This is a genomic window from Leptospira licerasiae serovar Varillal str. VAR 010, assembly GCF_000244755.1.
Lineage (GTDB): Bacteria > Spirochaetota > Leptospiria > Leptospirales > Leptospiraceae > Leptospira_B > Leptospira_B licerasiae.
In genome coordinates this window covers 796,495-812,782 of the sequence record NZ_AHOO02000005.1, presented here as the reverse complement: position 1 = coordinate 812,782, position 16,288 = coordinate 796,495, and the positions used below count along the sequence as shown (strand labels likewise).

The following is a 16,288-nucleotide window of genomic DNA, read 5'->3' as shown; positions in this document are numbered from 1 at the left end:
CTTTAAACCGTCTGTGGGACCACTGCGGGTTTAAGCTTTCCTTGGAAGATCTGATTTCTTTTATGAGCGAGAGCCGCCAATTCCATATCGTGGGTCACTAGTATTAGACTGAATCTAAGATCCTTTTGGAGTTCTTGGATCAGGCTCATTAGATTCCTGGAATTTTCTCTATCCAAGTTTCCTGTAGGTTCATCTGCGAGAATGAGTTTTTTTCCTGCAACAAGCGCTCTTGCCACACCTACTCTTGCACTTTCTCCTCCGGATAGTTGAGAAGGATGACTATGGATCCTTTCTTTCAATCCGACTTTTTCCAATATGGAGATCGCTTCTTTCTCCGCTTTAGAAGTGGAATAACCTTTTATCAAAAGTGGGATGCTCACATTCTCCAAAGCCGAAAAATCCGGAAGAAGAAGATGATGTTGGAAGATAAATGCGATCTTCTCCGCACGAAAGTTTTCTTTTCCTTTTTCGTCCAAGTTGTTCAGATTGATCCCGCAAACTTCCACATCTCCTGAATCAAAACTGTCCATTGCGCCAAGAATATTGAGTAACGTGGATTTTCCGATCCCGGATTTTCCTTCGATGGAGAAGATCTGTCCTTCTTCTACATCCATATCCAATCCGTCTAACACGGAAAATTCCTTTTCCAGGATATGATACTTTTTAACCAGATTTCGGATCTTAATAATACTCACGTTAGTCGTTCCTTATGGTATCGACAGGATTCAGGCTTGCGGCCCATCTTGCGGGGAAGTATCCGGCAATCCCGGAAAGTATCGTAGCAGCAGTGGTTACCATAAAGATAAAAGGTATATTGATGTCCACAGGCAGTTTATCGAAATAATAGATTCGTTTCGGAACGAGCTCTACAGGCGTCCAATCGGAACCTGTGAAAGAAGGTCCTAACATGTTGATGATCTCTTCTATGTAGCCGACAATACTATCGAGCGAGTTTGCTAAAAATATTCCCGCGACCCCTCCGGTTAAAGAAGCTAATATCCCGACAAGCATCGCATTCAATGTAAAGATCAAAAGTATATCGGAAGCCGGAAGTCCAAGAGCTTTTAACACTCCGATAGACTTACGTTTTGCACGTACCAAAGAATATACGGAAGCGACCATTCCGAGCGCAGCCAAGATAATAAATAAGAAAACGATAATAGAGATGATCGTCTTTTCCAACTGCAACGCCGCTAAAAGATTTTCTTGTTCTTCTGCGATCGTCCTTACGGATAAAGAAGAAGCCGCATCAATCTCTTGTTCGAACTCTAAGCTGTTAAATAATTTGTATAGTTTACGTTTGCTGATCGCAAGATCATCCAAAGACTTTGCTTTGATAGTGATCTGATTTACGGAATCTTTCATTTTGAAAAATTTCTGAGCAACAGGCAAGGCCATATAAACGAAGCTAGAATCGAACTTATAGTTCCCCGTTTTAAAAAATCCGGATACTCTGAAATTCTGGACGCTTACTTCTACACCTTTTCCGAGAGAAAACCTCCCCCCGGGGACCGCTAAAGTAAGTTGTTTGCCTAAACCGAAATTGTAAAGGTCCTCCATTTCTTTTCCTAGAATGATATAGTTCTCTCGATTCAGATGACCGAGTTCTTCTCTATCGTAATGAACAACTCTGGGAAAATTATGAAGTTTATGTTCTATCAATTCGTCCACGCTTGGAACGGCGACCGCTTTGATAAGAACCGGATAAAATACGTTATATCTTTGGATGAGTCCGTGACTTTGAATCCCGCCTTCGACAGAGATGATCCTGTCTTTTAGGTCCGGATCGTTTTGTATGTATTTGATGATCTTCTGGTAATCTCGGATCTCTCCGCCATTAGAACTACTTTCAATTGTAATATGTTCCCCACCTTGCCACAGGGATTCCTTAAGTTGCCTTTGAAAGCCGTTAAAGATGGAAAGTACTACGATAAGAAGGGCAACTCCGACAGCCATCACGATAAACGAAATCCTGGACTTGATCGATAGCAATCCTGTAACTCTGGATCCTCGGATATATCGGGAAGTGAGAAGTAGGATTAGGGGGGATCTATGAAAGAAGAAATGCATCAGTTGGGCGGTTGAAATTAAACAAATCCGCAAATTTCCTTAGTTTGACAATTATCAGATTCCGATGCAGGATGTCAAAAAAAAGTCGATACCGATTTGGCCTCATAGTAGGATCGGTCTTTCATTCGAAATTTTATGCCATCCGAACAAGTATATTCCTTATTATTCCAGTCTAGGGACGGAGCTTCCTCTCTTTACATCTTATTTGGGGGAATCGTAGATCCGGTTTCCAGTCGGATCGATAGATTCGAAGTAGTCGCCGTAGGAAACAGCGAGTTGATCAACATTCCGTTATCCGGAACCACCTTCAAAGACATCACCAATGTCTGCCAAAAGATCAAATACGAAGGCAAACAACTTAAAAATCTCACTAATAAACTTCAGGAATTATTTTCAAGCAGCGGACGCTCCGACGATTTTATGGAGCAGCTCATTCATTACATCAATAAACGCGAAGACGACAAGATCAAATACCTGATCAACCAGATCCAAAACCAGGCTATGGGAAATTCTAAACCGGATATCAGTCTTTGGTATTCTTTGATTGATCGTGATAAGATTGACGAAGCAGGATCCGGTAAATCTTCCTTTGAGACTTTAGATTCCGAAGAATCTCAGGAAACATCTGCTCAAGAAGATCTTCCCACAATTCCAGTTGGAGTTCCGACAGGGATAGATGCTTCGATTCCTCCTACTGCCGCAAAAGTTCAGTTCAAATTTATTCTTTCTCCTGTTTCCGGGATCCCGGTAAACCAACTAAAACCAGGTGATCAAATCGTAGTACAGCTCACGGGAAGCGACCCGACTACTATGGGAATTATAGATTCGATGAAACTAAAAACGGAAGACGGAAGTATTAAACCTATTCCGGCAACGGTCGTCGCCACAGAAAACAAAGGTGTGGAAAATGAAACCGTAGTCAAAATAGGTAACGACGTTTTCGGTAAAATTTACGAAGAAGAAAATTCCATTAAAGTCCGACTTTACACCGGCGAAAAACCGGTTTCTAAATCCGGCGGCTCAAGCGTATCCTCTGCATCCAGCGCTTCCTTAGAAGCGGGAGAATCTAGTTTACTTTTGACGGTACTAATCGCTTTAGGAGTTGTTGGTATCGGAATGATCGCGATTTTTGTATTCTTACTTTAAATTCAGGTCTTTCTCTTTCAACTTTTTGGATGGAGAGAATCCAGCTTAGTAAAATCATAGCCCTAGCAACGGATCCGATATGAAATCTCGCATTAAATTGACCATCACTTACATTATTCCTTTCGTACTTTTATTGGTCAGCGGTTTTCAACTTTTCCTGCAACCTACTTTTCTGAACACCAACGACACTTCTACTATGGAAGCTTTGTTAGACGGAACAGCAAGAGAGCCTATCTCCGGATTTTATTTTCAAGGTGGGGCAATCTCTCAAATGCTTCTGACCGAAAAGATCATAAAAGAGATAGAAGATCCAAGCCTTCCAAGCGATTCCCAGCCGGAAGAGATCAAAAACAGATTAGGAAGAGTTTTACTCGGACAAAGATTGCAGATCTTCTTTTATGTATTCTTAGCCGTATTATCTCTAACTTCTTTTCTTTCTCTTTATTTTAGGGCATTCTTCTATGCCTTCTTAAATCGGATCTTATACTTTTTCGGTTTCATTCACGGTTTATTCAGTATGCCGAATATCGCTTTGGCAGCGGCAAGTTCCGGAAGAACGGAAGATTTATTCTGGGTAATACCTTCTCTGTTCTTAGCGTTCGCTTGGATCATAGGTATGATTTATCTGATGTTCACCGTCGGAAAACTTTTCTCTAAAGAGGAAGCGGATCGTTTTCATTCCCTTAAAAATCTGAGAGAAGACGAATCTGAATTCAGATCCGAAAGTGGCAGGAACAATTCTTTTGCTACAGCCCTTCTGCACTTTTTAGGGATCGTGGCATTAGGAACCTTGATAGGAAATCTAGTGTATATTCCTCTATTCGTTCTCCAAAAAAATTATTCGGAGCCTTTCGGGATCTTGATCGCAGTCGCAGTCATTGCCGTTTCCGCATTTTATATCAGAAATTATCTCAAATTCGGAAAAAGTGCAGAGTTAAGCGCCTATCAAAATTTAGCCTTGGGTATTAGTTATCTACAGGTTAGGTTTATCAGGATCGCTTTGATGATACTTTTGGTACTGGTATTGGTAATCGTATTTATTCTTTTCTTATTCAATCTACTTACGATCAACTTTGGAATCTTAGAATCCCTGTTTCCATCCATCGATAGTAGACAAAATCTCTAAGGCGTTCTTACCCAACCAATAGCAAAGAACAATGTGAGAAAAAGCTAAAAAAGAATAGCTTAATCTATCTAATACTCTTCTGAACGCGATAAATATCCCGAGATGGGTCACAAACAGCGAAAGTATAAGACCCTCTCCCGCATAATGATTCAATGTAAGGTATACGCTTAAGTAGACTGTGACTATGAAAAATCCCGAGGCTGCAAACTTCTCCAGTTTGAGATGCCTAGGATCCATATTATCCGCAGTGAGATTCTTTTTTCTGAACTTCGCAGAGAACTTTTCCACTCGGGGAAAAGATCGTTCTAGATAAGAAATTACCGTTCTCGTCGAAAACTTCGACAGACTCAGTTTGTCTGTTCGGGAAATAATAGAACCAAGTGCGGATCTTTTTTCCTTTGGAATAATACCCAGAATATTCCAATTCTCCGTCTTTGAAGTATTTCTGCCAGAAATCGGACTTTTGTCCGTTCTTATAATTGCCTTTTACTTCCAGGACTCCTTCCGGATAGTATCTCTCGTACGGACCTTCTTCGTTTCCTTCGTCCCCGTTAATTTGGGCGAATTCGTCCTTGATCTGACTCCCGAATCTTTGTTTGATATAAGGTTTGCCGTTCGCAAAATACCAAACCCAGTCTCCGATCTTAGAACCGTGCTCGTATTTTCCTTGGGAAGAGATACCTTCTTCGGATCTGAGATAGGATTTGCATAGCCCGTGATATAGTTTGTTCTCATCTAAAGGGCATTCGAAATACAACTTTCCATTATCGTAATATATCCTGGCAAGCCCCGGCTCGTTCAGAATATAGGCGTTCATGTTTTTATCGTATTTTGCACCTGCAGGCAAACCATGAGGTCTCTCTGCGGACTCGCAAAAGAAGGTAAAGAAGCAAAGAAAGGATATTATAAATTTTGAAAACTTCATCTAGTCGATGGTGAATTTTTTGGTTACGAGAATTTCTCCATTCTCGTCTTTGATCTCAGCTTCGTAAGAACCTTCGTCGTCGAAAAAAGAATCGTCATAGTAGGTCTGGAATTTATCGAATCTGCGTTTGAATTCTTTTTCTTGAACGCTGATCTCTTCCTTAGATTCGTCCACTTTGTAGATCGTAAGTTTGATCTTATCCGGGGAGAACCAACCGCCTCTTTTATAATAAATGAAAAAGTCCTGTCCGTGAGTGAAATGGTATTCTTTTTCGGAACCCATTCCGGAAACTTTGTCCGGAGTCATCTTGTCCACGTCCATATAGATCTCGTGTTTAGAAGGCCAGATCCACCAAACAAGGATCAACACCAAGAAGACACCGAGAATGCGGATCCATTTTTTATTTCCGTTGGAATCACGGAGTCCCGTTTGTGTGTATTCTTCTATCCTCATACCGTTGTTTAGCTTGAAAATGGGCTCTTTTTTGGGCAATTGTTTTTCCCGGCTTTCAGGCGATTCGGAAGGAGCAGAATAAGTCTCGGATTTAGGACCTTGATCCGGAACTGAACCGGATGGCGGCGGATCGGAAGTAGCAGTGGAAATTGGTTCTGAAACCTTGGGCTGGGAATTTTGCTCGGGCGCCTCGGAAGCCGAGGAAGCTTTAGGATTAGATTTTTCTTCCGGGGAAACTTCTCCCCCTAATGTTTTTTTGACGGCCGCTCCTGCCGCTTTTTTTAATAAGTCCTTCTTACCCGCCAAAAGAGTAAACCTCGTCCGTGAATTGTTGGTAAGCTTTGGTCGTTTTGTTCTTCGGCTGGTATTCGAATAAAGATTGGTTCAAAAGATGCGCCTCTTCGACTGCAACAGAAGGAGGTATTTTAGATTCGAATAGACGGAGATGTTCTTCGATCATCGGAACTACCGTTTGGGACATCGTAGTCCTCTGTTGGAATAAGGTCAATAATGCTCCCAAAATTTTGAGCCCAGGGTTAAACCTTTTTACAGTGTGATTTTTAGCTTCTAAGATCGCTTCTATTCCATCCAACGAAAACTTAGAGATCTGTAATGGAACAATAAGTCCGGTTGCGGCAACGAATGCATTCATGGTGATCAAAGAAAGACTAGGCGGACAATCGATCACTACCCAATCAAAATCATTCGTAACAGTTTCTAACGCTTCTTTTAGAACAAAAAATCCGTCCATTTTTCCGGAAAGAAGAACATCTATCTGGGAAAGTTTAGAAGAAGCTGGAAGCAAACTCAAACCGGGAATCCTGGTCGAAGAGATCAGCTCGCGAATTGGGACCTTCTCACTAAAAAGTAAAAATGAATCCTTTCCATCCTTAGAGAAAGATTCCGGAAACACGGAACTCGCGTTGTTCTGGGCATCCAGGTCTATGAGTAAAACCTTTTCCCCCTTTCTGGCAAGACCGACGGCTAGATGGACAGACGTAGTGGTTTTTCCTACTCCCCCTTTTTGATTGGCTATACAAAGAGTTTGTTTCATTCAAAAATCCGTTGCCCGTACTGGTCCTCTTGGAAGAATAACTCCATAAGCCTCAAAAATTTCAAGAATAAGGAAAAAATTTCCTGTTCTTTCGGGACTGAGGCAAGGGAGCCCTAATGGAATACGAAGTAATCATCGGTTTGGAAGTACACGCTCAATTAAACACAGATTCCAAAGTTTTCTCCGATAGCCCTTCCAAGTTCGGAGCCGCTCCCAATTCTCAAGTCTCCTCAGTATGTTTGGGACTTCCGGGCTCTTTGCCGGTCTTAAACGAAGAAGTTTTGACCAAAGCTATTATGGCCGGCCTTGCATTCGGTTCCAATATTACGCTTCATACTAAGTTCGATCGAAAAAATTATTTCTATCCGGATCTTCCAAAAGGTTATCAAATTTCACAATTCGACAGACCGATCTGCGAAGGCGGCAAAATCACTTTTACGGTTAAGGGAGAAGATAAACCTAAATCCGTAAACCTCACACGAATTCATATCGAAGAGGATGCCGGAAAATTAATACACTCTGCAGATCCCAAAATCCCTCAGTCTTATGTGGATTTAAACAGAGCAGGAACTCCTTTGATAGAGATCGTTTCCGAACCGGAAATGAGATCTTCCGACGAAGCGTATTCTTATCTTTTAGCTCTAAAATCAATTCTTAGATATATTAGAGTTTCCGATTGTAATATGGAAGAAGGTTCACTCCGCTGCGATGCAAACGTATCCATTCGACCTAAAGGTTCGGACAAATTCGGAACAAGAGTGGAAATCAAAAATCTAAACTCCTTTAAAGCAGTCAAAGCGGCTATCGATTACGAAGTCGAATGGCAAAGAGATATGTATTCTCAAGGAAAAACCTTCCCTCAACAAACTAAACTTTGGGACTCGGCTTCTAACGTCACTCTTACAATGAGAACCAAAGAGATGAGCCATGACTATAGATATTTCCCTGATCCGGATCTTCCTCCTGTTATTCTTACCAAAGAAACGGTAGAAGATATCCGCAAATCCCTTCCGGAACTTCCGGACGCAAGAAGGGACAGATTTGTAGAACAACTAGGCCTTCCAAAATATGACGCAGAAGTCCTAACCGCGGAAAGAGAGATTGCAGATTATTACGAAGGCGCTCTCAAAGTTTCCGGGGACGCTAAAAAAACCTCTAACTGGGTCAAAGACGAAGTATTAGGAATTGTTAATAAAGAAAGTATTACTATTTCCGAATTCAAAGTAGGTCCGGAAAGAATAGGCGGGCTAGTGAAACTGATCGCAGACGGAAAAATTTCCGGAAAGATCGGTAAAACAGTCTTCGAAGAAATGTTAGGTTCCGACAAAGATCCGGAAACGATCGTAACCGAAAAAAATCTGATCGTTGTTCGTGACGACAAAGAGATCGAAAGGATCGTGGACGAAGCAATTGCGGCAAACGAAGACGCAGTCCAAAAATACAAATCCGGTAAAGACAGAGCTCTCGGCGCGATCGTTGGCTACGTAATGAAGGTATCCAAAGGAAAAGCGGATCCGAATCTAGTAAACCAAATGTTATTGGATAAACTAGGACCTCTGCCTCCTAAAGGCTGATCCAAGTTGGACCCATTAAACGCAGATCTTAGGCATGAGATTTTTTCTTTCCTGAGTTCTGCTTTTGATCGGATTCTATTTGTCCATCCACCATATTGATCCTCCTATCCGCGAGAGCCGCGTATTCCGGATCGTGAGTAACGTATAGAATAGTTGTGCCGTTCTCTTTATTCCTTCTTTTAAAGATCTCCATAGTCTTATCGCCGTTTGCGGTATCTAAATTACCGGTGGGCTCGTCAGCAAAGATCAATCCAGGATCCATAATAAGTGCTCTTGCAATTGCAGCCCTTTGTTGTTCTCCTCCGGACATTTGCGACGGATATTTATCTTTGCATTGTTCCAGTCCGAAATCCTTCAGCAGACTTCTAGCATAATCTCTTTTTTTACCTTCTTCTCCGATCTTTCTCGCAGGCATCAATATATTCTCTATCGCACTTAATTCAGGCAGTAGATAATGGAACTGAAAAACGAATCCGATATTTTCATTCCGAAAACGGTGAGCCTCTTTACTTTCCATTTGGAACAGGTCTTTTCCATCCAAGTATACTTTACCGGATGTCGGAATATCCAAACCGCTTAACATATAGAGTAAGGTGGACTTTCCCGAGCCGGACCTTCCGGTCAAAGAAACAAATTCACCTTTTTTCATACTAAGACTTACGTTGTTTATGGCTAAAGTTGCAGGCTCTCCAAAGGATTTTACTAGAGAATCACAACTGAGAATCGTATTCGGATCTGGTTTCATGCGCTTCCCCGAATGATCTCGACAGGAGATAATTTTGACGCCGACCTTGCAGGAATATATGCCGCTATACCACTCGTAATGACGGAAAGGCAAAAAGCCTGGACGTAAATCCCATAATCCCAGGAGATCTTCATCACATTCGTCATGATCGGACCTTTTGTACTTTTTCCTCCGATCGGATAACCATCCAACCAATAGCAGGCACCCGCTCCGACTAAAAGTCCCAAAATAGCTCCGACCAATCCCAATAACAATCCTTGGATAATGAAAAGTCGGATCGTATCATTCTCGTCAAAACCGAGGGATCTCAAGATCGCTATTTCCTTTTTCTTATGATTCACTACCATATTTAACACATTATAAATTCCGAATGCAACTACCAGAATAATGGTAAACGTGGTAGTGTTCCTTACTATGTTTTGGGTCTTAAATACCGAAAGAATACTTTCGTAAGCCTGATCCCAACTCTGTACTTTATCTCTAGTCAAAAAGGACCACTCGGTCGCAACATCCGCCGCCATAGAGACGTCCTTTAAACGAACTACTATCTCAGAGATGATACCGTTTGCCTGAGTCAGTCTCTGCACTGTGCGGATCGACGCATATACGGAACTCTCGTCTATCATCCGATTTCCGACCCGAATCACCCCTTCTACTTTTACATTTGAGATTTTTCCGTCCGTAGAAACTACTTGGATGATATCCCCGGCTTCCGCGCCTAAACGTTCTATTAGCCCGGCACCGGCAAAAATAACGTCGCCACCTCTGTCCAGGTCTCTCAAATTTCCTTTCTCAACATAGTTCCCAATTGTGGTAACTTTCATTTGTCGCACAGGATCTATCCCGAAAAGTTTTGCGGGAATAGTCTGTTTTCCGAACTTGAAAATCAACTGTCGATTCAATTGAGGAGCGTAAGCCTCAACTCTATCATCCAGGTCTAATTTCAAAAACCATCCCTTAACGTTCGTTAGCTGAGTTGAGTCCGTTTTTCCGGATGGGGGTTTGATCCAATGAACGAAAGATCCCGGAAAAAAAACTCCGCGAAAACTTTCTTCCTTTAGTACCTCGTCTCTCGGGGATATTCTGATCTGCGCGTCGTTATTCACCAATTGATCCGTAATATACTCTTGAAAGCCGAGCATCATCCCGGAAAAAACAACGTAACCTGCGGTGCCCAATAATATTCCGAAAAATGTAAGAAAGGTTTGTTGAGGACGACTGATTAGCTGCCGGATCGCTAAAAAAAACATACCGATCTCCTATCGGCTTCCGTTCAAAAGGACGGAATCGGATTCTAATACGGAGTTTTCGAGTATCTCGCACCATTCTCCATCAACTGCCCCAACTTTCGCATCCACCCAAATTTTTTTCCCGGATCTTATCAAATGGATCCTTCCTTTTTCGATGGCACTTACCGGCACTAAGAGCGCTTTATCTTTTTTTGCCACCTCTACCGCAACGTCAGCAGTCATCTCAGGCAAAACTCCTTCCGGCATCGAATCCACATCTACAGTTACGTAAAATTGCCCGTCGGATGGATACACACGGTCGATCTTTCCGGTAAGCTTATTTCCACGAATCGTTTCAAAACTTAGTTCGGCTCTTTGCCCTGGTCGCATTCTCAGGACGGAATCCTGGTCCAAAGAAAGCAAAACATAAGTTCTTTTCAGATCCATGATGGTAAGAATAGGAGCGCCGGGCATTACGACTTCACTCTCCTGGTATGGAAGAGTTGTTACTGTTCCCGAAAAAGGAGCTTTGAATAAGGTCCCGGTATCCGCGTATAATAAGTCTGCGCCTTCTTTTACTTCCTGGCCTTCTTTTACGTACAACTTTCGAATGGAAGATGTTACGCCTAACTTTAAATGGTAAACTCTTTCCGATTTTACAGTTCCGAGAGAATAAACCAACTCGACGATCGGCCCTACTTTCGGCGAGACCTCTTCCTTTCTGCCTTTAATATATGCATAAGAAAGTAATAAGACTAAAAAAAGAAAGATTCCTGTAGCCGCAAATCTTCGCTTTTTGGACGAGTATATTAATTTTACAAAAGCTAGAAACTTGCTCATTCTGAATTCCCAACAGATTTGATCTTCATTACCTTTTACGCTATTTATCGCAATAGGTCAATAGGAGATGTGGCAAAAGGACGATCCAGCCGATAATCAGTCCAGTTATAGGGAAAAAATCGGCCAGGCTGGGGCAGGATCGAAGTATAAAGCTTCATTTCTCTTTAGGAACTGCCCAATAATAGTGCAAATATTCTTCGTTTAATTTAAACCCAAAACGTTCGTATAGATGTCTCGCATGACGATTGTCCGGGTGAGTTTCTAATCCCATTCCCTTACCGCCGTGCTCTGTAACATGGTCGGCAACTTCCTTAAGGATTTTTTTAGCGATTCCTTTTCTACGTTCCGTTTCTCTAATATAAAGATCGTTGAGTATATAGTCCCTTTTCAAAGATAAAGAAGAGAATACGGGATACAATTGTGCAAAGCCTAACAAACCCCCTGCTCCTTCTGCAACGATCAGAACTGAGTCTTTATGCAAGAGTCTATCTTCTAAAAACTTTTTGGCTGCGATAAGATCGGAAGGAAATCCGTAAAATTTACGGTAGAGGTCGAACAATTCAGAAAGTTCCTCTAAATCGGAACGGCTGGCTGTTCTTACGTTGATCAAATTTTCTTTTTGCATATTTCTTTCAGAGGGAATAAAAACAATTTACGCGTTTTAAAGTCCATTTCGATTTTCTAAATTATACCTTCTCGCCCATAGTTTTTATAAACTTTCATCCGCTTTCTATTATTTTTGAAATATTTTCCTCTCCATAAGTAGCAAAAATCATTACAGGAGGGTCCTTTGGATAAGTTCGTTAAAGAGTTAGCATAGCGGCAAACCTTCGGGTTTCTCGCTCCCTATGGGTCGCTTGAAAAGTATGGATTTTATTATTTTTTCCCATTATGATTCTCAAGGAAAGCCTTCGGGAAATTCTGGCATTTCGATACGGAAATCCGAAACCGGTTTTTGAGATTTCCGGCTACTCCGCTTGACGGAGACAGGACCCGGTTTCTATTATGTCCCTTGGTATGGAAGACTTCGCCCACCTTCATCTCCACACAACTTACTCTATGCTCGACGGGGCGATCCGGATCAAAGAGCTAATGCAGCACGTTAAGGAGCTTGGAATGAGCTCCGTGGCAATGACGGACCATGGAAACATGTTCGGAGCCATTGAATTTTATAACGAAGCGACCAAAGCAGGTGTAAAACCAATCATCGGCTGCGAATTTTACGTTTCTCCGAACAGAAAAGCCGAAACCGAAGAATTTAAGATCGCCGACGGAAACGCATACCATCTAATTCTTCTCGCTAAAAACGAAGTAGGTTATAAAAATCTAATAAAGCTCGCAAGTAAATCTTATACCGAAGGTTTTTATAAGAAGGCAAGGATCGATTACGATCTTCTGGACAGACATAGCGAAGGCCTAGTCTGTCTTACTGCTTGTCTTGCGGGAGAAGTGAATCGTAAAATTTTAGAAGGTAAGGCCCCTGAATCCTTCCAGCTCGCCGGAAAACTAAACGAAATTTTCAATAAAGAAGACTTTTATCTAGAGATCCAAAACCACGGAATTCCTGAACAGGATATCGTAGCCAAGGGAGTATACGATCTTGCTCAAAAGACTGGCATCAAATTAGTAGTCACAAACGATTCTCACTTCTTAAAAAAAGACGATAAAGAAGCTCAGGACATTCTTCTTCGTATCGGAATGAGAAAGAACATAGAAGACGAGATGGAGTTTGGATTCAACCAACACTTCTACGTCAAAAGTCCTGCGGAGATGAAAGCGCTCTTCCCCGAACTTCCCCAAGCATTTTATTCTACATTAGAAGTTCGTGATAAAGTAGATCTCAAATTAAAATTCGGCAATTATCTTCTACCTGAGTTCGCCGTTCCGGACGGCTTCGACGAATACGGTTTTATGGAAAAACTGGTTTGGGAAGGAATTAACCAACGTTATCCTCAGGTTACTTCCGAGATCAAAGAAAGAGTAGAGTTCGAGCTAAACACGATCAAAAGTATGCACTTCGCAGGTTACTTCTTGATCGTTCAAGATTATATCAACTTCGCCAAAAAAACCGGGATCCCTGTAGGCCCAGGAAGAGGATCTGCGGCCGGTTCTATCGTAGCCTACGCACTTGGAATTACCAACGTAGAACCTCTACGCTTCAATCTACTCTTCGAAAGATTTTTAAATCCGGACAGAAAGGATATGCCGGATATAGATACCGACTTCTGCGTGGAACGCCGAGAAGAAGTAATCAATTATATCCGCCAAAAGTACGGAGAAGATAGAGTCGGTCAGATCATCACATTCGGATCTTTAGGAGCAAAGGCCGCACTCAAAGACGTTGCCAGAGTGATGAATCTTCCCTATGAAGAATCGAATAAACTCACAAGTTATTGTCCAAGCAAACCTGGTATCACAATCGACGAAGCTCTGGCTATGTCCGGTGACTTAAAACAAGCCAGTGAAAAAGACGATCTAAACAAAAAGATATTCGCCATCGCTAAACGTCTGGAAGGGAACCATAGACAACCTGGACGCCACGCAGCCGGTGTCGTGATCTCACCTTTTCCTTTAGAGGAAGTAGTTCCACTTTCTACGGTTGCGGAGAAGGACAAGCCAGGCGTTCGTTCTATCGTAACTCAATACGAAAAAAATAATTTAGAATCCGTCGGTCTTATCAAGATGGATATCCTGGGTCTCAAAAACTTAACGACCCTAAACTATGCGATCAAACTCGTAAAAGAAAGAAGAGGGATCGAATTAGATCTGGATAAAATCCCTCTGGATGACGCAAACACTTACGCATTATTACGAAAAGCGAATACACTTGGGATCTTCCAGTTAGAATCCACCGGAATTACGGATCTTGTGGCTCGAAGCCAGGTCTCCAACTTTGACGAGATAGTAGCCTTAATCGCACTCTATCGTCCTGGTCCGATGGAATCGGGAATGTTAGAAGAATATTTGGAGCGTAAGAGCGGAAAGAAACCTGTTACATATCCGCATTCTTCTTGCGAAGTTATCTTAAAGGAAACTTTCGGACTCACTGTTTACCAAGAACAAGTGATGAGCATTTCCCGTGTTGTGGGCGGATACACCATGGGCGAATCGGATATGCTCCGAAAGGCTATGGCCAAGAAGAAAAAAGAACTCATGGATCCGTTACGGGTCAAGTTCATAGACGGAGCTCAAAAGCAAGGTCATGCAAAAAAATTCGCAGAAGAACTCTTTGATCAGCTGGAAAAATTCGGAGGATACGGATTTAACAAATCCCACTCCGTGGCTTACGCGTTAGTCACCTATCAAACCGCTTATATGAAGGCAAATTATCCGACCGAGTATATGGCCGCATTGCTCGCCGGAGATCATTCCAAAACGACCGACATTACAAAATATATCAATAACGCCCGTGAAATGGGGATCAACGTTTTAACTCCGGATGTAAACGAATCCGATGTATCCTTCTCCGTAATCGATGACCAAACAATTCGTTTCGGGATCTCCGCAATGAAAGGAGTAGGAGAAGGCGCTGCAGAAAATATTATCCAGGCCAGAAAAAATCTCGGAGGATTTAAAGAGATCACCGAGTTCATGACCAATATAGACACTCGAGTATTAAATAAAAAAATTCTCGAAGCGTTAGTGCAAGGTGGCGCCTTAGATTCTTTCGGCTACACTCGAAAATGTTTATTTGAGTCTATGGATAGTTTAGTTTCTTTTGCGCAAAAAGAACAGGAAAGATCTAGAGAAGGCCAATTCTCGCTTTTCGGAGATAGCGGGCTTAGCTACGAATTAAAACTTCCGAAAGACGCAGACGAATGGGAGATGGAAGAAAAACTCAGAAGAGAAAAATCCGTTACGGGTCTTTTCCTTTCCGGGCATCCATTAGATAAATATAAAGGTCACTTAAAAAGTCTGAACTCTGTCCCTATCGAAACCTTGGATAATATCAAAGCAGGTAACAAGGTAGAAGTAGTCGGAATTCTAACTTCTTTAAAGATCAAGTTCACCAAGAAAAAAGAAGAATTCGTAAATTTCAAACTGGAAGATCGCACTGGAGAAATCGAATGTGTGGCCTTCCCGAAAGTATATCAAAAGTTCAAAGAGATCATCAAAGAAGACCAAGCAGTATTTCTAAAAGGGGACCTGGACAGGATAGAAGCGGGAGAATCGGAGCTCAGAGGGCAGATCAAAGTAAATAGCTTCGAGATTTTAAACGATGCCACCATCGAAGACAAAATGGAGAAGGCGCTTCATATCAAACTAGGAGACCGACATAGAAAAATGCCGGATATAATCGGCCAACTTCATACCTTACTCGCAGCCTATCAGGGAAATTCCCAAGTGTATTTCCATTTGATATCCGGAGACGAGGAAAAGAAAGTAATCCGTGCTCATAATCATTATTCCGTACAACCGAATCCGGAATTAATGAATCGATTGGTTACACTACTGGGAGAAGAAACCGTTTACGAAAGTTTCGGAGATAATGTAAGACTCTACGGAACAAACGGAACAAGACAAGCAGTTAAGATGTAAGTCTTTCCACGGTCTCCAGTCGATCCTGCTTTTTCGGTCCGCAAATGTTAGAAACCTCCCGCCTAGTATTAAGAAAATGGCAAGCCTCCGATCTGGAACCTTTTTCCAGAATGAATTCACATCCGAGTGTAATGAGATTTTTTCCAAAATTACTCAATAAATCTGAAACGGAAACACTCATTCTTCGTATTAACAAACATTGGGAAAGATACGGATTCGGACTATTCGCTTTAGAGGAAAAGTCTTCCGGAAATTTTTTCGGATTCACCGGGCTTATGAACACGAATTTTAACTCATTCTTCACACCTGCCATAGAAATAGGCTGGAGATTGAACCAAAACTTTTGGGGAAGAGGATACGCAAAAGAAGCCGCTGCAGAAGTTTTAAAATTTGGATTCGAAAATCTCCGCGTAAAAGATATCGTTTCTTTTACTTCAAGGATCAATCACCCTTCTAGAGGAGTAATGAATAGTTTAGGGTTCAGTTATTCCGGAGAATTCGAACATCCCAGAGTGAAATTAGGATCTCCCCTTAGAACTCATGTACTTTACAGGATTCATTCGGAAGATTGGAAAAATAGAACTTAA

General features: G+C 41.9%; 14 protein-coding genes. 5 read left to right on the top strand and 9 right to left on the bottom strand.

Going from position 1 to position 16,288, the window contains the following annotated elements; genetic code table 11:
• Positions 1-2: 2 nt before the first annotated feature.
• Positions 3-695 (bottom strand): ABC transporter ATP-binding protein, encoded by a 693-nt coding sequence (locus LEP1GSC185_RS04200; RefSeq protein ID WP_008593648.1) that lies wholly within the window; start codon positions 693-695, stop codon positions 3-5.
• A gap of 1 nt (position 696) precedes the next feature.
• The gene (locus LEP1GSC185_RS04195) at positions 697-2,070 is read right to left on the bottom strand and encodes an ABC transporter permease (RefSeq protein WP_008594942.1); all 1,374 of its coding nucleotides are present in this window, start codon (positions 2,068-2,070) and stop codon (positions 697-699) included.
• Between the two features lie 135 nt (positions 2,071-2,205).
• Here LEP1GSC185_RS04195 and LEP1GSC185_RS04190 point away from each other — a divergent pair, with 135 nt between their 5' ends.
• Positions 2,206-3,216 (top strand): hypothetical protein, encoded by a 1,011-nt coding sequence (locus tag LEP1GSC185_RS04190; protein WP_008593567.1) that lies wholly within the window; start codon positions 2,206-2,208, stop codon positions 3,214-3,216.
• Positions 3,217-3,295: 79 nt separating this feature from the next.
• On the top strand, positions 3,296-4,342 hold the full coding sequence (locus LEP1GSC185_RS04185; protein WP_008594030.1) for an LIC_10230 family protein: 1,047 nt from the start codon (positions 3,296-3,298) through the stop codon (positions 4,340-4,342).
• Between the two features lie 238 nt (positions 4,343-4,580).
• Here LEP1GSC185_RS04185 and LEP1GSC185_RS04175 read toward each other — a convergent pair whose 3' ends face one another.
• From LEP1GSC185_RS04175 to LEP1GSC185_RS04165, 3 genes are read right to left on the bottom strand one after another with little or no spacing between them, the layout of a single operon-like run.
• A complete protein-coding gene (locus tag LEP1GSC185_RS04175; RefSeq protein ID WP_008595534.1) occupies positions 4,581-5,267 on the bottom strand; it encodes a toxin-antitoxin system YwqK family antitoxin in 687 nt (228 codons plus the stop codon).
• The gene (locus LEP1GSC185_RS04170) at positions 5,268-6,026 is read right to left on the bottom strand and encodes a hypothetical protein (RefSeq protein WP_008594474.1); all 759 of its coding nucleotides are present in this window, start codon (positions 6,024-6,026) and stop codon (positions 5,268-5,270) included. It abuts the gene before it with no gap.
• A complete protein-coding gene (locus LEP1GSC185_RS04165; RefSeq protein WP_008595863.1) occupies positions 6,016-6,774 on the bottom strand; it encodes a ParA family protein in 759 nt (252 codons plus the stop codon). The genes LEP1GSC185_RS04170 and LEP1GSC185_RS04165 overlap by 11 nt, the downstream gene beginning before the upstream one ends.
• A 116-nt stretch (positions 6,775-6,890) precedes the next feature.
• On the opposite strand from LEP1GSC185_RS04165, the gene gatB reads away from it, so the two are divergent.
• Complete coding sequence (gene gatB, locus LEP1GSC185_RS04160; protein ID WP_008593731.1) at positions 6,891-8,348, top strand: Asp-tRNA(Asn)/Glu-tRNA(Gln) amidotransferase subunit GatB; 1,458 nt, start codon at positions 6,891-6,893, stop codon at positions 8,346-8,348.
• Between the two features lie 28 nt (positions 8,349-8,376).
• Here the strand turns inward: gatB and LEP1GSC185_RS04155 are convergent, their stop codons facing one another.
• The 4 genes from LEP1GSC185_RS04155 to LEP1GSC185_RS04140 form a co-directional block, all read right to left on the bottom strand.
• On the bottom strand, positions 8,377-9,093 hold the full coding sequence (locus LEP1GSC185_RS04155; RefSeq protein WP_008595440.1) for an ABC transporter ATP-binding protein: 717 nt from the start codon (positions 9,091-9,093) through the stop codon (positions 8,377-8,379).
• Positions 9,090-10,343, bottom strand: a complete 1,254-nt coding sequence (locus LEP1GSC185_RS04150) for an ABC transporter permease (protein ID WP_008595338.1) — start codon at positions 10,341-10,343, stop codon at positions 9,090-9,092. Before LEP1GSC185_RS04150 ends, LEP1GSC185_RS04155 begins: the two co-directional genes overlap by 4 nt.
• 9 nt (positions 10,344-10,352) lie before the next feature.
• Entirely contained in the window at positions 10,353-11,162 is an 810-nt protein-coding gene (locus tag LEP1GSC185_RS04145) for an efflux RND transporter periplasmic adaptor subunit (protein ID WP_008595848.1), read from the bottom strand.
• Positions 11,163-11,316: 154 nt separating this feature from the next.
• Entirely contained in the window at positions 11,317-11,787 is a 471-nt protein-coding gene (locus tag LEP1GSC185_RS04140; RefSeq protein WP_008594477.1) for a GNAT family N-acetyltransferase, read from the bottom strand.
• 392 nt (positions 11,788-12,179) lie between these two features.
• On the opposite strand from LEP1GSC185_RS04140, the gene dnaE reads away from it, so the two are divergent.
• Positions 12,180-15,701: a DNA polymerase III subunit alpha gene (gene dnaE / locus LEP1GSC185_RS04135; protein ID WP_024863901.1), complete on the top strand. Its 3,522-nt coding sequence runs from the start codon at positions 12,180-12,182 to the stop codon at positions 15,699-15,701.
• 44 nt (positions 15,702-15,745) lie between these two features.
• A complete protein-coding gene (locus LEP1GSC185_RS04130; RefSeq protein WP_008593948.1) occupies positions 15,746-16,288 on the top strand; it encodes a GNAT family N-acetyltransferase in 543 nt (180 codons plus the stop codon).

Coding starts and splice junctions, on each gene's coding strand:
- LEP1GSC185_RS04190 (WP_008593567.1), top strand. CDS start 2,206: ATGCCATCCGAACAAGTATATTCCTTATTATTCCAGTCTAGGGACGGA.
- LEP1GSC185_RS04145 (WP_008595848.1), bottom strand. CDS start 11,162: ATGAGCAAGTTTCTAGCTTTTGTAAAATTAATATACTCGTCCAAAAAG.
- LEP1GSC185_RS04185 (WP_008594030.1), top strand. CDS start 3,296: ATGAAATCTCGCATTAAATTGACCATCACTTACATTATTCCTTTCGTA.
- LEP1GSC185_RS04165 (WP_008595863.1), bottom strand. CDS start 6,774: ATGAAACAAACTCTTTGTATAGCCAATCAAAAAGGGGGAGTAGGAAAA.
- LEP1GSC185_RS04175 (WP_008595534.1), bottom strand. CDS start 5,267: ATGAAGTTTTCAAAATTTATAATATCCTTTCTTTGCTTCTTTACCTTC.
- LEP1GSC185_RS04150 (WP_008595338.1), bottom strand. CDS start 10,343: ATGTTTTTTTTAGCGATCCGGCAGCTAATCAGTCGTCCTCAACAAACC.
- LEP1GSC185_RS04195 (WP_008594942.1), bottom strand. CDS start 2,070: ATGCATTTCTTCTTTCATAGATCCCCCCTAATCCTACTTCTCACTTCC.
- LEP1GSC185_RS04130 (WP_008593948.1), top strand. CDS start 15,746: ATGTTAGAAACCTCCCGCCTAGTATTAAGAAAATGGCAAGCCTCCGAT.
- gatB (WP_008593731.1), top strand. CDS start 6,891: ATGGAATACGAAGTAATCATCGGTTTGGAAGTACACGCTCAATTAAAC.
- LEP1GSC185_RS04140 (WP_008594477.1), bottom strand. CDS start 11,787: ATGCAAAAAGAAAATTTGATCAACGTAAGAACAGCCAGCCGTTCCGAT.
- LEP1GSC185_RS04155 (WP_008595440.1), bottom strand. CDS start 9,093: ATGAAACCAGATCCGAATACGATTCTCAGTTGTGATTCTCTAGTAAAA.
- dnaE (WP_024863901.1), top strand. CDS start 12,180: ATGGAAGACTTCGCCCACCTTCATCTCCACACAACTTACTCTATGCTC.